This window comes from Thermosporothrix sp. COM3, assembly GCF_059696735.1.
Genome location: NZ_AP019376.1, coordinates 1,361,273 through 1,375,638, shown reverse-complemented (window position 1 = coordinate 1,375,638; position 14,366 = coordinate 1,361,273). Strand labels below are relative to the sequence as shown.

Genomic DNA, 14,366 nt, shown 5'->3' with positions numbered 1-14,366 from the left:
TTTGTTCTCGGCGTCTTGCTCTATGGTGGGAATGCCTTTCTCCCGATGATCAACATGACCCGTCTGTCTGAACCAGGAATTCTCATTGCATCGTTCGTGATGGGTGGGCTCTTTGCTTTGGTGCTGCGGCTGCTGCAGAGGAGCAGCCGACAGTGAAAGAAGCTTCTTGTGTTTGTACAGGGGCGGGACCGTCTCTACGCCTCATCTCCTTGCTTTCCTCTGGCAGGGAAGGCGGTTCTGAATACCTTTCGCTTCACTGTTCCTTTCTTTCTGCGCATGTGTCGGGTTCGTAGAAGGGGAGACTGAGGAGTGCCAAAGCAGAATCGGCACGCCCCTGCCGACGAGGACCTGTCTTGTTTTGAAGCCTGTGTGCAGTGCTGGCTGCGACGAGGGAGTGGTGCGACAGGAGAGGTGGGAACAGGAGGGAAGCAGAAGGCAGTGGACCTTCGTGGAGCGGGCCCTTTTCTCGGGTTGTGTTCCTTTTCCTCGCGGCATGCCCACGTCTTCAGGAGCCAACCGAGCCCTCCTGGTGCGCAGAAAATCACCCAGTTCTTGCAAGCGCTGGGTCTCTTGCTCTCGTCCCATCATTCCTCTCTCTCTTGTATCCGCCTTCTTGCGGAACCATAGGAGTCTCACTCCTAGGATCAACACTCATCTTGCTCTGGGATCACTCGTCGTATACACTTCCGATGTGTCGAAAACAACGTTTCCTGCAAGGATGTTGTATCGAGGCGTATTGGCGCAAGGAACGCGTGCCGTCGGGATAGGTCCTGGCTTCATTGCTGCTCGTCCCGGCGCATGCACTGTTTGACCACACGACCAGTCATAGAGTATCGCTTGACGTGATGCGTGTGGCCACACAACCCAAGCCGTACCCCTACATTTCTTGATGGAGGAATTTCCTATGAGAGTTTTCGTTACTGGCGCCACTGGTTATATCGGCTTGGCCGTCGTCCGTGAGCTTTTAGCTGCCGGGCACCAGGTCCTCGGTCTCGCTCGCTCAGACGCACGTGCTGCGTCGCTTGCCGCTATCGGTGCAGATGTGCACCGAGGGGCGCTTGATGATCTGGACAGTCTACGAAGCGGAGCGGCGGTATCCGACGGCGTCATCCACCTCGCATATATGCACGACTTCTCGGACTCCGTGGCTGCCGGGCAAATAGATCTGCGGGCAGTCGAGACCATCGGAGCTGCACTGGAGGGCTCTGACAAGCCGTTCGTGATCACCTCGGGAACATTGATGCTCACCTTCTTTCTCCCGCAGGGGCATCTCGGGACGGAGAAGGACGTGGCCGACGCCGGGTCAACCGCACCCCGTATCGCATCGGAGAACGCGGCAATCGCGTTGGCCAAGCGCGGCGTGCGCACGTCAATCGTGCGACTTGCACCGACGGTCCATGGCGAGGGCGACCACGGGTTTGTCCCGACCCTCATCAGCCTTGCTCGTACCAAAGGCATATCGGCGTACCCAGGCGACGGCTCGAATCGTTGGCCCGCTGTGCACCGGCTTGATGCCGCACATCTGTTCCGATTAGCGCTAGAGAAGGCCCCAGCGGGATCAGTGCTGCACGCAGTTGCCGACGAAGGGATACCAGTACGCGCCATTGCCAGCGTCATTGGTCGCCGCCTCAATGTTCCGGTCGTCTCCCTGCCTCTCGAGGAGGCCAGCGCACACTTCGGCTTCCTCGGGCACTTCTTTTCACAAGACAACCCAGCCTCGAGCACACTGACCCAACAATGGGTGGGGTGGCATCCTGTACAACCTGGTCTCCTGGCGGATCTCGACGGCGATTACTACTTCACGAACGAGGCATGGTCAACATTGCGTTGACCGTTTCACACCAGGAATTGCTCGAGAAACGCATTGTTCTTTTTCATGTCCGTGCTGCCGGGCCACGTAAAACCCCGGCTTCCTCTTTCCGCTTCTCACCTTCCCCTCTGCTCCAGGCACATTTTTCTCGCAATGGATCCTTTCCATATGGGTCAACCTGCATATCGGTCGGTGTGGGGGCATCGGTTAAGGCAAGGTACAAGGAACCACCCGGAGGAAGGGGATCTGATGTGGAATATACTGGAACGATCGAAAGGAAAGATTTTATCTGATGAAAAAGAGTTTTTGTAGAAAATAATAGGAGGATATATCCATATAAAGAGGATATAAAAAGAAAGTAGAAATATATGATGCTGTAAGTTTATATGTATAAGATATTTTTGAGTAGAAAATGATATGTATGTATAGCTCGCACAAATAGATGGTTCCCTCACAGCGATCAGTTCCTCCCAGTTCCGGAAGCAGCGCCGGTTCCAGGAGGTCCGGCGGTTGATGCTGGAGGAAGAGCGTGACACAGCGTATGCGGTCTCTCGCGTGGGCTATGGGATGTCTCCCACTTCAATCGGGAAGACAAAGGTCTCTTTGACATTCCCCCTATACGCGACGTGCAACGGCTGCGGGAAGGATTACTATCTCATGTGTCCCGAGGAGGGAGATGGCTCTGTCCATCGTGCTTCCGCAACAGGCATAAGCGCTCAAAGAGGCACTGACCGGAGAGGATCAGACAGGAAAGAGAAGCCTTTGCATGTGATGCCTGTCTTGCTCAAGAACATCGAGTGGGTTGACCATTGAGCGCATGTATCAGGGGGCTGTTTCCGAAAGCGCTTGGTGGCTGGCTTCCACCACCTCCGGCTTCTTTAGCGGTTCGATAGCAAAGGTCAGATTCAACCGGGGGAGATCGTGCTCGACAACGTTCCACACCAGGTCAGTGTCAATGCCGAAATACATGTGGATCAGGATATTGCGCATGCCACTGATCTGTTTCCAGGGAATATGAGGATGGGAGGCACGCTCATTTTGGGGAATGGCGCGTGCGGCTTCCCCAATGATTTCCAGGTGATGAATGATCCGGGTTTGGATGAGCTCATTTTGTTCAAAGGCCGTGCGCCCTTGCTGGGCGTATTTCTCACTTCGGAGGATGGCCTCATACATGTCCTGAAAGCGTTCTCGGGTGTCTCTCATAGCGGGATCGCCTCTGCAAGCACGCGGGCACTCTCATAAAGAGGAAAGGACCAGGTGAGCGATACACGTTGTCGCTTGTGGCCCGTTGATCGGGGCACGCTTCTCCAGTGACGAGAGCCCTCCCTCTTCCCATCTGTGATGGGCTTGGTTCCATCGTTGCTCGTAGCCGAACTCGGACTTGCTTCTCTGGGAGAGGGCTTAGGTGCATTGATAGGAGACGCCATGTCCTCCGTTAGTGATTGGTGTGGTTAGGAGGAGGAGGAGCCCAGTAACATCTTTATCTGTACTTCTTCATAAGAGAGAGAAGTACACAGATCGCATGCATAAGGAGGTCCCGATGCCCGGAAAACAGTTTGCCTGGTTTTAGCTATTTTGAGTGTGGTAACCTATTTTTTGTAAAGCATGAAGTTGGCCTCATTATAGCGATTCTCAACTTTATATAGATAATGTTTGGCAGAGGAACAAAGAAGTTTTAGGGCGTAGATAGGACCCTGCACCTCTAAAATCGGCAGGGAGGCAGGGTTGTTGTCGGCCTTGGAACAGAGTGCATAAGGAGAAAAAAAGGTAAAACCAAGCTAATAGCCTTCTGGGTAACAGCAAGGAAAGAGCGCGCGCTTTTCCAGCGGCAACGGCACGCATTCCTCCCTCTGTGATGGGTTAGGCTCCATCGTCGGCGTCACCGACAAAGCTGGTGCATTGGAAAATACCTACCCTGGAGATAGGCGAGAGTCAGCTGCTGGATTGTCGCCACGCGTTCAGGGTTCTCATCAGTCGTCTCAGCCGCATCATATCCCGTTATGTCGCTGAGTATGTGCTTTCCACCAAAGAGCGCCAGCAAGTTCTTTGGTCCTGGGCTTAAAAAATAGGGATCGGCGAAATAGTCGGCTTCCCGAGAAGTGAGTTGTAGTTTGTGGTCTTTGTTGCTCATCACAACAAGCGTTGGTGTAGCCATCTGAGCGAAACAAGCGGTGCGAAGGCAGGCATATTGAGTGGCAGTCGCACTGAGATGATCGCTGCCAGCACCAATGGAGGCGAACAACACACCCGCTTTGATCCGGGCATCGGGAAGATACACAACCCTTCCATCCTCATCGGTTGTCCCCAGCAATATGCTTGCTGTGTGCTGCCAAATGAATGTCTAACGACGGCCACGCGACTGTGATCAAGCCGTCCCTTGATTTCGGTACAGCCTCTTCAAGGACATCAAGGTGATCGAGAATGTGGCTCATATCTTCAATGCGAGATCGCCAGAATAAAGGTACCCCGGGAGTTGTCGGATCAAAGCCTAGACTTTTAGAAGTGAGATGCGTGGGTTGGATGACGGCAAAGCCGTGCGCAGCCCAAAAATCGGCAAGAGGGCTGTAGCCATAGAGCGAAGAGAGGTTGTTCGACGTTCTTCCACCGTAAGCAGGATGAGAGGAAGGGCGCGGCAGGAACTGGAATGTTCGCGATGGCGTCCAGCTTGGATGCTGTTGCGCTTGCACGAGGGTAAGCCGGTTCCCAGATCCCTCTCTGTGTCCGGATATGGAAGGAATGGGGCGCTGTCTTGCCATCAGGCAAAGCATGGGGCATCTGCCTCCAAGAACTGCCTGTTCGCTGCACGTATAAGATCGCGTTGGCGGTCTCGCGTCGTAGATGCTTGACTCTTGTCGCGGTAGGGCAGATCTTTGGAATGAATGGTTCGATCTGCTCCCATTGCGCATTGGTCAGATCGGAGGGATACCGCTTTCGTGCTCTTCGCTCTTGCATCTGTTTGGTTTCTTTCAACTTGGCTTTCCGGGGCGGTCTCCTTTCTTTTCCCTATCGTCCCCCTTTCGGAGTCACTAAGGGATCAGCTGTTGTGATGGGCTTTTTTGCAACCTCGTTGGCATGATCTGCATTATGTAGGAGCGGCAATGCTGCTCTCTTGTATGAACAGATGCCGCTCTGGTTCCATTCAATCTATGGAACGGTCTTATTTCGACGTTTGCATCGTCTCATGAGATTTCTCGTCTGCCCACTCAGTTTCTTGTTCCAAAAGGTGCGCATCACGTTGAACTCCGGGGGGAGTCAAAACGATTCTGCTTTCGTTCATTGGCTTGATCTTGCTTCGTTCTGCGTTGGAGGCGTGTTCCCAGAAGAAAGCCGAGCGAGTGCAGCTTGCGCCTGGCTGTAGCGAGCTTCCTCCTCCTTTCCAAGAGAAGCGGGGAGTTGGGCCTTTGCATCCCAAGTGGGGGCGAGAGAAGGGAGCAAGGCAAGAGCGCGGTCAAAAGCCAGGAGAGCCTCTTCATAGCGCTGGAGCTTGCAGAGGACATTGGCCTTATTATGCCATACAAGGGCAAGATCAAAAGGCAAGGCGTGAGAAGGAAAAAGAAGAAGGGCATGTTCGTATGCATCAAGGGCCTCTTCATTGCATCCCAATTCCGAGAGTGTAGAGGCTTTCTGCTCCCACAGATATGCTTGATCGGGGGAGAGGTGGATCATGGTATCATAGAGAGACAAAGCTTCCGGGTGCTTTCCAAGAAGCGAAAGAATATGTGCTTTGTTGTTCCAGATATCTGGATCATGTGGATAGAGAAGGAGTGCCTGATCATAACAGTCAAGCGCTTCCTGATAGTGTCTTTGATTGCAAAGGTGTGTTCCTTTTTCCAAGAGAGCTCTTTTCGCGGGTTCCATAAGATTCCCCTTTCTTTTTGAGAAATCTACGTGAGGTGAATGACCAGCATTGCCTCGAGTGCATTGTTTTTCTGAAACGAATCAACATCTCTCTTTTCTATATACACAAAATTCTCACGCTCTCTTAGTAATGCATATTTTCTGATCTTATGCAATATGGAAAAGGTGATTTTTAGGCAATACATCAATTTTTGAGTCTTGAAAGCGAACCTATAGACTTACAATTTTACTTCCTCTGACATCAGGTGCTGTGTGGATCAATAACCATCATCGTGGCTCTCCCCAGCTTTTGGTGAAACATTCTCACGTTCTGTCCGAGATATGGTCTGCTTGTGCCATGAGACACGAACGAGAGACACTTCCAGAGCAGAGAGAAGAACAGCTGAACGAGCCGCTGTTTTCTCCCGAAACTGGTGTTATTGTTGAGCAGCTTCAATTCTCCTCCACACAGATCATGCACTGTCTCACGAGCATTCAAAAAGATGCTGCCTGTCCGCTCTGTGGCAGACGCAGTTCCCGCATGCACAGTCAGTATGCCTTGACCTTCCGTGGGTCAGCATCCCGTCTGAGCGAAGGTGCGTGTTCGTCGCCTGTCTGCGATACTCCGTCCAGTGCGCGGCGCATCTTTTGTGAACGGCTTGCCTTCCTTACCGCGGCGTGCTCGTCGCACTCATCGCGTTCATGGCGATTGCTCACCATTGCTCTAGCACTTGAGGGAGAAAGTGGGGCTCGCCTGTGCCGGCGCCTGTGCTTGCCCATGGGGCCTCCACCTTGATGACCCTGCTACGACGCTGTGCCCAGCCGGTTCCACTGCCCACGCCTCGTGTGCTTAGCAATCAATGACAGGAGTGTCTGTACTCTAGGCAGGGAGCGACCATTCTGGTGGATCTGGTACACCGCCGCCCCATGGGGCTCCTTGAACGGTGCGAGGAGCAGGCAATCAGAGCCTGGTTGCAGGCTCATTCTGGCATTGCCCTCGTGAGCCGTGATCGGGGCAAGATGGATACAAAAGCCATTCGTCTTAGTGCACGGCATGTTCAAGAGGTGCTCGATCGTTGGCATCTGCTGCGCAATCTTGGCGAGATGTTCCAAAAAGGGCTAGCCAAAGTGCTTCCCCTCCTGCCTACGAGGCGGCAGCATCAGTCCCTCGTTCTGCTTCTGTTCCACTGGAAGACGTGCGCAACATGCCACGATCCCGTCTCCGACACTCAGTGCTCAGCGGGCCTTGTATGCTTCATCACCATCGTGAATGGAGAGGATCGAGCAAATCGTGAACGTTCATCCCCAGAGAAGAACGGTGCGTAAGAGAGCGTGCTAGATCCCAAAGCGTCACACGCTTCAATGAGAGCAGGAGTGAGGAGGAGGCAAGAAAGATCAAGGGATTTCTGGACAAAGACAAAAAAGCCCGTCTCTCCCTCGTGTGCTTGGCATGACGGCTTTCCAACAAGGGGCAACTACGAGGAAAGCAAGCGTCATGCGAGGGCGTGCTGCCTGGCTTTGCGCTCTTGGTCCACCGCCTGGGGTGCGCATCAAGGCCACAAAAGCCACCAAGCCCTTGATCGGTACCGTTCTGTTCTGGGCCATTCGTGGCGGCGGGGGGAATTTTCGGAGCCGTCACTTCCTTTAACTTCTACGCCTAACCTGCAAAGCCATTATTGGTGGTTCGGTGAACTATGGTGGGGCCGAAGCGGAGAGTGTGCTGACGGCCTGGGCCAGTACCATGCGTGAAGCGCCGGAGGAACTCAATTCGACCATTGTGCTCTTCTCTGGCATCAGACTCCAGGTGCCTCCTCGCGTTTCGGTGCTGCTCTGTTATCCAGGCGATGACCGGGCCGAAGCTGACCCAGCGATCTAGTCCTTGCCCCACTTGAGCACCATGCAAGCACAGGATATTCAAAAGAAGCTCTGTCCTACTATGCAATGTTGGAGGACGCCGTCCTACGCCTCAGGACTCAAGCTGATGGGACATAATGGATTTCTCAAATCTCTGAGCAAGGAGGTGATTACAGTGCTATGGCCAGCCTGGCAAGCCCTTTGCCCAAATCCGCTGCCTTGGGGGCAATGGCACGCATTAACCCACTGGCCACGGCATTTGCCCGTCGTGAGAGCGAAGACCTTGTGATCGTCCCTGTTATTTTGCCCAGCCAATGCGACAGAAGAGCAGGCGTAGCAGGTCAGCCAGGCGGCCTGGGATTCGCTGGCATCCTTGAGTAGTGGTGCATACGTCAATTTCTTGGGTGGATGCTAGCCAGGCAAGCGTTGCCGCGCCTATCCGGACGAGATGTATGCTCGCCTGGGACGCATCAAGGCTATGACCCGGATAACGTCTTCAACCAGAACCAGAATATCACGTTAGTTGCAACGACGCAGGTTTGAACGGCAAATTCACAAGAGCCGTTGAGATGTAGGAGATACAGAAGGCGCCTGCTATACGTCTCCGGACATCAAAGATATCGCATCTCTTTCGCCTGAAGAATGCAGCGCTGTTGATGGGCGATTTATCAGTACTTTTGTTCACGTGCAGGTCAAAATAGGAATATATAAAAGGAGTAATACATGCTTTTTGCGATCCATGAAACAGGAAAGTTCTGTTTCATGGATCTTCTTTTTGGGCTCAAAGAGGCCTTTGGAAGCTATCCTACCCACCTTCTGTTTCATCTGGTGAGGCTTGCCTGCGGATGAAATCTACTTTGCGGCTGTGGTGGCGCAACCTTAACTTTCTCTCCCCAAAAAGGGGAGAAATCGGCGGGAGTGGCACGGTAGGACAGCGGAACTGCTGGCAGATGAGAATGTTTCTGCTCTCTGCCGGGCAACCGAGAAGTAGCGTTTTGAGATCGTGCACTTTCTGGACGGGAGCTGTTCCCCAACTGGAGAAGCAAGACAAAACCGCATGGTTGCTCATGTGGGATAATGTCTCCTGGCATGGAAGCAAGTTGGTGCGCACCTGGATTCGGGAGCAGAACCAGCAGGTGGAGCTGACGGGCAAAGAGTGTGTCTGCTCTCGCTGTTTCTGCCCGAGCAAAGCTCTTGACTCAACCCGATAGAGGCCAAAAGGACTCCCCGCTCTGGATATGGCTGATCACACAGATCTGTCTGGAACTTCTGTAATAGCAACGCTTATACAGCGACGCAGGGAGCGACTAATAATGTGCTCATGGAGCTCTGTGTTGGGGACCTGAATGTCAACCCAACCAGGCACAAGTTCCTAATGAAATTTGGGGACATATGGATTGCATTGATCTTGAGGTACAACGAATGAGTTCCTTTACGGAAGTCTATCTTGGAAAAACATATACTCCTAGAATTCTCGTGTATAGTCCTCAACTCTATGCTCCTGGGGTTGTCGCAGCCGATTGCAGACAAAAAAGCTTGGCCTTTTGCCTTCCTGGCGTTGCTCTATAAGCGTAGAGGCAAGCACAGTTTTTACTGATTGGTCCTCTTTCTGGAAAAAGGATATTCTGGGAGTTTTGTTCAGGAATACTCCTATTTTGTTTGTCACATATATCTATGGCCTATGTATTTCAATTCAATTGCATTGAAAGTTTCTAGCAGAGTAGAATAAACAATGAAGAAATGCCTTCTCCCACCTTTTATTCTTTGTCAAAATGTATCAACTTGTTTTTGTGTGTTTATTTATATTTTGTCTTATCAGTTTATTAATCATCATAATAGCTTATATATAGGTAATATTACTTTTACTTTTAAGTATTGACATAAATGTATTTCTCAAAATATAATAACAAAGCTCATGCATATATGTGCCATAGTGCATGTATGAGATGAACTGTTCTTTGCATGGGAAAAAAATATTTTAAATTGGAGGGAGCCTTGAAAGCGAGAAGACATTTATCTTTTGTTCTACCAGCCTTTGCGATGTGGTAGCTCTTTGTCTGATGTTTGGGTTGTCTGATGTGGTTTTTGCCGCAACGCAGCGCGCATTAGGGACCTGTTCTGGGTATGGTTGTGATCACACAGATCCGTCTCAAACCTTCTGTAATAGCAATGCTTATACAGCGACGCAAGGTGTGACTGATAATGTGCTCATGGAGCTACGTTGGGGGCCGAATGTCAAACCAACTGGGCGCGAGCCACAAATTATGGAGGCTGGAATGACTTTGATTGTATTGATCTTGAGGTACAACGGATGAGTCCCTTTGCGGAAGCGAATTATGGAGAAATCTGTAATACTTATGCTACTCAGCTGTATAGTCCTCAACTCTATTCTCCTGGGGTTGCCGCAGCCTGTTTTAGAAAAAAATTCTTGGTATTTGGCCTGGGTGGAGTTGCCCGGCAAAAGTATAGGTAAGTCAGTTTTTCACTGATTAATCTTTTGTGAGGTGTATATTCTGAATCTTTCCGAATATACACCTTATTTAAACTGAAAGGATGAGAGATGGTAGCGTCTATCCCTTCGCGGAATTCTGGTGGTACTACGATTACCATCAAAGATCTATCAAAATGTTACAAACAAGGGGCACGTGAAAAATGGGCATTAAAAAATGTTAATTTGCAAATACAGCCGGGGGTTTTCGGTTTGTTGGGCCGCAATGGTGCAGGGAAGACCACCCTCCTACAGATTCTTGCAACTTTACTTCCCCAGACATCAGGTGAGGTGTGGATCAATAACCATCATCTCAAGAAAGAGAAATGGGCCATTCGTTCTCAGATCGGGATTGGCTTCTTGCCGCAGGAACAGGGCTACTATCCGAAGTTGACAGTTCAGGAGACCCTGTTTTACTTTGCCTCCCTCCAGAATGTTCGGCATAAGAGAGAGCAAATCGATGAACTGCTTGAGGTGGTGAACCTGACAGAGAAAAAGCATGCTCGGGCAAGTACACTCAGTGGTGGAATGCGCAGGCGCCTGGGACTGGCTCAGGCACTTCTGGGGAATCCTCGAGTATTGATTATAGACGAGCCGACGGCGGGGCTGGACCCGGTTGAACAACAGCGTTTTCGCATGTTACTGGGGACGCTTGGAGCGCGAAGAGAACAGACGATTCTCCTTTCCACACATATTGTTGCCGATGTTGCAACGATTGCAGGTTCTGTTGCTGTCCTAGAACAAGGGAGTTTGCGCTTTCAAGGAAGTGTGCAGCAACTGACGCAGCATGCATCGGGAGCGTGTTGGCAGTGGCGTACGACGTTAGAAACAATTGAGCAGATGCGTCAGCGGAGAGCAGCTATTATTGCCTCGCTTTCTCCTGTACCGGGTGGAGTGGCGGCTCCAAACGAAGTGATTGCGCGTGTCGTTGGTCCGTGTCCTGCTCCTGAGGCTGTTCCCTGTCAGCCGACATTGGAAGATGGGTACTTTCTCCTGATCGGAACGGCTGATTTACAGATGCCACCTTCATTCTCGGCAGCTGCCTTACAAGGAGGGAGCAGCTATGTTTAGAATGGTACAGCGGGTAGGTGTCGTGGCCCTGTTTGAGAGTCTTCTCCAATGGCGCGCGCTCTCGTTTTGGTTGCTTACCATTCTGGCCAGCGCAGTTTCGGTGATTCCTGTCCTTGTCCTTGGAACAGGTATCTCCTTGCCTGTCCTCGAAGTGAACGTCTATACCACAACGGCCTATGTTGTCCTCCTCCTGTTACCCTTTGTGTTTACTTCTGTGTTTCAACGTGATGTTCGATATAAAATGCACCCTTTACTGCAGGTCAGGCCATTGCTTTCGTTTGAATACATGCTTGGCAAAAGTTTGGCGGCGTTGGTCCTAGGCCTGTTGGCAGTGCTATTGACATTATGTGGGAGCTGGATTGTCCTAAGTGTTATACGATTGGAGCTTGTATCACCGTTCGCTGCGTTACCCTTTTTGCTAGTCAATGGGGCGATGTGCCTCTGTTTCACACTGCTCTTTGTGGCTGTGATCGCGCTGATTGATGTTCCATTTCTTGGGGCGATTTTCTGTAGTGGTGCGATGATAGTGCTCAATCTCAGCAGTCCAGCAACTCCATTGCATATGCTTAATCTGCACAAGAACACGCTCTTTTATTCGAGTAGTATTGGCTTTGGGCCTGATCTTTCCTTGGTACTGAATCAAGGAGGCTTCTTTCTCGCTATCGCGTTGGGGCTGTTTGGCGTGGTGTTACTTCTCTCACAAATGAAGACGCGATATGGGATGCGGCGTTGGTATCACCTTGGTGTTGCCCTTCTGCTTTGTGTGCTTGGGGGAGGGCTTATGCTGCCTATTACCAGCGCATTCGGGCAGACGACCAAACAGTATCTGGATCTGGGGGTTCCACCTGCGCAGCCGATGAACGCGATCGTTTCGCACTATCAGCTTGACGTAACAGCGTATATCCACAGCGGACAACTGGAAGGGAAGGCCACATTTCAACTGCAATCCGGCTCTGAAAAGGAACTGTTGCTCGCGCTCAATCCCGGATTACAGATTCAGCGCGTGACGGCAGGACAGCAGCCTATCTCTTTCCGCACGCAACAGGGCTGGACTCGGTTGACGCTTCCCTCTGGCAAGGCTCTGACTTTAACTCTTGTCTATGCGGGAAAGCTAACGCTTGGTCGTGAGAACTATGTGGGAACTGCTGGTGGTATGATAGATGTCCTCGGGCGACCGAATGCTGTCTATCGCTTTCTCGGTCAGGGAATTGGAGTTCTGGACGGCAACGGCGCGGGAGGATGGTATCCGCTGCCGTATGTGCAATCGCTAGTAGAGGCCTATGGCTCCCGACTCCCCTTCGATAGAGTGAGTGTGCGGCTGCCGGAGGCTGAGCATGTCTGGCAAGCGGCAGGCATATTCAAGCAAGAGACCCGGCAGATAGAGGTGACGAAGCCGGGGTATCTGCCCTCTGTTTTTGTGGTGGCGTTTGATACACAGCAACAAATGAGGCTGGATCAGACACCGTTGGTTTATCATGGTATTCAGCCGGATCAAAAGGCGCTATCTACCTATCGACTGATGAGCAGGCTGTTCAACGAATTACGGAACTGGCTTGAGCCGCAAAACAAGCAGCCATCAACTGCGATTGTCCTTCCGTTTTTGCGTGAGCCTGTGATAAGTACTCATCTTTTGTTGTTGCCAGAACACTCGTTGTACAGTTCCTTTCCCATTGATCTGGAAGATGAAACCGTGACCTCTAGCTTTGTTGGAGAGAAGGTCGCGGCGGCGTGGTGGTCAGATGCCTTGCTTCAGGAGATGGTGCTGGCGAAGCGGAATGCGACAACGGGGCAGCCGCACGGTTTTTCCTTTTTTCTGGAATGGCCGACGAATCTCAAAGGGATGCTCTCTGCATATAGCGCTATCAACATGACAGGTCGAATACTTGGCACTACCTATAAGGGGCGTGTTTATCAGCTCTGTCTTGAGCGTGGCGAGTATGGAGATAAGGCGAAAATGAAGCCGGAGGATATGGCGAAGCTGTCGGTAGTGAGTGAAAAAATCCAGAAGCTTGGTTTGTCTGATTGTCCGTTACCAACAGTGGGATTGATGAAGCTGGAAAAGAAAGAGGGGGAGGCGAAGATTACGCAGGTGCTTCAGCGGTTCCTCACTGCCCACCAACAGGATATGCGTCCGCCGACGATCCAGCAATTTATCAAGGAAGCGGGCGTTACACTCGGACGAGATGTATCTGCCGACTTCAAGCCCTATGTACCTGAGGAGATGCCAAAACCATGAATGAGCGTTCATATCTCGCCAGCCAGAGGGGTAGGTGGTTTCACTTCCCATTTGATCTGAAGCAGATGGTATCCTGGACCTGGGTGTTGCCGCTTTGCCTGATCATCGTCTCTTTAGTACATACACAGATCTCCTATAGACCTCCCATGCCACTAGAGCCGCCTCAGCTCTCCTCATCGGAGATTACGGAAAAGCCGAAGGAGCCGGAACGGACGGCGAAAACACCTGATTATGCAACTGAGTTACGTACTGCTCTGGAACGCTTTTTTCCGCTGGTTGCGGGCTGCGTGGCGTTGCCGGTCTTTTCGGAGGAGTGGAGGTATGGTATGCTGGCACAGGTGACGTTGCGGCGCTCGTTGCGGCGTGTGCTCAGTGAACGGCTGCTCTACGTACTATGTTATCTGCTGCTCGTTGTCGGGCTGGCTGGCTGGATTTCCTATGCTGTGACCGAGCAACCACCTGCAAAAGATCTGGTCTGGCCGTGGCCCTTTGAGGTACTCTGGACCGTCTTTCCAACCGCTTTTTTGCTTGTTTCACTTGGCCTCTTGGTGACGCTGCTCTCATGTAATTTAGTGGCGGGGTATCTGCTTGTTGGGGGTTATTGGGTTTGTAATGAGATTATTACGCAGAGCTTAAAGGGAAAGAATGCTCTGTTGGCCTATACTCTTCTCGGTTGGCAGAAGCGAGCGTCTTCACCCGACCCTGTGGCTTGGTTTCAGGGGAAAGGGGTCTTGCTGCTCATTGCCTGTCTGTTGTTTGCCTGTATCCTCTGGATGCTTGGCAACGAATCCCGGTTTATTCGCTATATCGAGGAATAAACATACTACTGTCTTGCAACGAAACCGAGTCCTCTGTTCCTTTCACTGGATCCGCTTCATGGGACGGAGGGCTTGGTGCCGTTTGATGGTCCGTGTTCAGAGGGAGCGAGGTGCTGTTCTTCTGCGTGGAGAGAGAAGCGTCCTGGTGTTTGCTTTGTCCTCAGGGGAGAACGGAGGATAGGTGCTTGCATTGCGTTGGGTACAGGGGGATGCTGTGTCCCCGGCATGGCGGTGAGGAGAGACCGGGGGACA

Annotated in this window: 13 protein-coding genes; 8 read left to right on the top strand and 5 right to left on the bottom strand. The window is 51.7% G+C overall.

Going from position 1 to position 14,366, the window contains the following annotated elements; translation table 11 throughout:
- Positions 1–904: 904 nt before the first annotated feature.
- Positions 905–1,831, top strand: a complete 927-nt coding sequence (locus tag KTH_RS05920) for an SDR family oxidoreductase (protein ID WP_497617140.1) — start codon at positions 905–907, stop codon at positions 1,829–1,831.
- Between the two features lie 801 nt (positions 1,832–2,632).
- Here KTH_RS05920 and KTH_RS05915 read toward each other — a convergent pair.
- The 5 genes from KTH_RS05915 to KTH_RS05895 form a co-directional block, all read right to left on the bottom strand.
- Complete coding sequence (locus KTH_RS05915; protein WP_497617138.1) at positions 2,633–3,013, bottom strand: HepT-like ribonuclease domain-containing protein; 381 nt, start codon at positions 3,011–3,013, stop codon at positions 2,633–2,635.
- Positions 3,014–3,689: 676 nt separating this feature from the next.
- Positions 3,690–4,121, bottom strand: coding sequence for a hypothetical protein (locus tag KTH_RS05910; protein ID WP_497617135.1), 432 nt, complete (start codon positions 4,119–4,121; stop codon positions 3,690–3,692).
- A gap of 185 nt (positions 4,122–4,306) precedes the next feature.
- Positions 4,307–4,762 (bottom strand): transposase, encoded by a 456-nt coding sequence (locus KTH_RS05905; RefSeq protein WP_497617133.1) that lies wholly within the window; start codon positions 4,760–4,762, stop codon positions 4,307–4,309.
- A gap of 321 nt (positions 4,763–5,083) precedes the next feature.
- Positions 5,084–5,668 (bottom strand): tetratricopeptide repeat protein, encoded by a 585-nt coding sequence (locus KTH_RS05900; protein WP_497617132.1) that lies wholly within the window; start codon positions 5,666–5,668, stop codon positions 5,084–5,086.
- A gap of 528 nt (positions 5,669–6,196) precedes the next feature.
- The gene (locus tag KTH_RS05895) at positions 6,197–6,367 is read right to left on the bottom strand and encodes a hypothetical protein (protein WP_497617130.1); all 171 of its coding nucleotides are present in this window, start codon (positions 6,365–6,367) and stop codon (positions 6,197–6,199) included.
- Positions 6,368–6,550: 183 nt separating this feature from the next.
- Here KTH_RS05895 and KTH_RS05890 point away from each other — a divergent pair, with 183 nt between their 5' ends.
- The 7 genes from KTH_RS05890 to KTH_RS05860 all read left to right on the top strand — a co-directional run bounded on the left by KTH_RS05890 (position 6,551) and on the right by KTH_RS05860 (position 14,114).
- A complete protein-coding gene (locus tag KTH_RS05890) occupies positions 6,551–6,973 on the top strand; it encodes a hypothetical protein (protein WP_497617128.1) in 423 nt (140 codons plus the stop codon).
- 169 nt (positions 6,974–7,142) lie between these two features.
- Positions 7,143–7,295: a hypothetical protein gene (locus KTH_RS05885; protein WP_497617126.1), complete on the top strand. Its 153-nt coding sequence runs from the start codon at positions 7,143–7,145 to the stop codon at positions 7,293–7,295.
- A 39-nt stretch (positions 7,296–7,334) separates the two neighbouring features.
- Complete coding sequence (locus tag KTH_RS05880) at positions 7,335–7,523, top strand: hypothetical protein (RefSeq protein WP_497617124.1); 189 nt, start codon at positions 7,335–7,337, stop codon at positions 7,521–7,523.
- Between the two features lie 1,045 nt (positions 7,524–8,568).
- Positions 8,569–8,712, top strand: a complete 144-nt coding sequence (locus tag KTH_RS05875) for a hypothetical protein (protein WP_497617123.1) — start codon at positions 8,569–8,571, stop codon at positions 8,710–8,712.
- Positions 8,713–10,061: 1,349 nt separating this feature from the next.
- A complete protein-coding gene (locus KTH_RS05870; protein WP_497617120.1) occupies positions 10,062–11,060 on the top strand; it encodes an ATP-binding cassette domain-containing protein in 999 nt (332 codons plus the stop codon).
- Positions 11,053–13,296 carry a hypothetical protein gene (locus KTH_RS05865; RefSeq protein ID WP_497617118.1) on the top strand — a complete coding sequence of 748 codons (2,244 nt, stop codon included), beginning with the start codon at positions 11,053–11,055 and terminating at the stop codon, positions 13,294–13,296. Before KTH_RS05870 ends, KTH_RS05865 begins: the two co-directional genes overlap by 8 nt.
- Positions 13,293–14,114, top strand: coding sequence for a hypothetical protein (locus tag KTH_RS05860; protein WP_497617116.1), 822 nt, complete (start codon positions 13,293–13,295; stop codon positions 14,112–14,114). Before KTH_RS05865 ends, KTH_RS05860 begins: the two co-directional genes overlap by 4 nt.
- Positions 14,115–14,366 lie beyond the last annotated feature (252 nt).

Excerpts from the sequence above, each read along its gene's own strand:
- KTH_RS05915 (WP_497617138.1), bottom strand. The coding sequence starts at position 3,013 with ATGAGAGACACCCGAGAACGCTTTCAGGACATGTATGAGGCCATCCTC.
- KTH_RS05920 (WP_497617140.1), top strand. The coding sequence starts at position 905 with ATGAGAGTTTTCGTTACTGGCGCCACTGGTTATATCGGCTTGGCCGTC.
- KTH_RS05860 (WP_497617116.1), top strand. The coding sequence starts at position 13,293 with ATGAATGAGCGTTCATATCTCGCCAGCCAGAGGGGTAGGTGGTTTCAC.
- KTH_RS05895 (WP_497617130.1), bottom strand. The coding sequence starts at position 6,367 with ATGGTGAGCAATCGCCATGAACGCGATGAGTGCGACGAGCACGCCGCG.
- KTH_RS05875 (WP_497617123.1), top strand. The coding sequence starts at position 8,569 with ATGTGGGATAATGTCTCCTGGCATGGAAGCAAGTTGGTGCGCACCTGG.
- KTH_RS05870 (WP_497617120.1), top strand. The coding sequence starts at position 10,062 with ATGGTAGCGTCTATCCCTTCGCGGAATTCTGGTGGTACTACGATTACC.
- KTH_RS05900 (WP_497617132.1), bottom strand. The coding sequence starts at position 5,668 with ATGGAACCCGCGAAAAGAGCTCTCTTGGAAAAAGGAACACACCTTTGC.
- KTH_RS05865 (WP_497617118.1), top strand. The coding sequence starts at position 11,053 with ATGTTTAGAATGGTACAGCGGGTAGGTGTCGTGGCCCTGTTTGAGAGT.
- KTH_RS05905 (WP_497617133.1), bottom strand. The coding sequence starts at position 4,762 with ATGCAAGAGCGAAGAGCACGAAAGCGGTATCCCTCCGATCTGACCAAT.
- KTH_RS05885 (WP_497617126.1), top strand. The coding sequence starts at position 7,143 with ATGCGAGGGCGTGCTGCCTGGCTTTGCGCTCTTGGTCCACCGCCTGGG.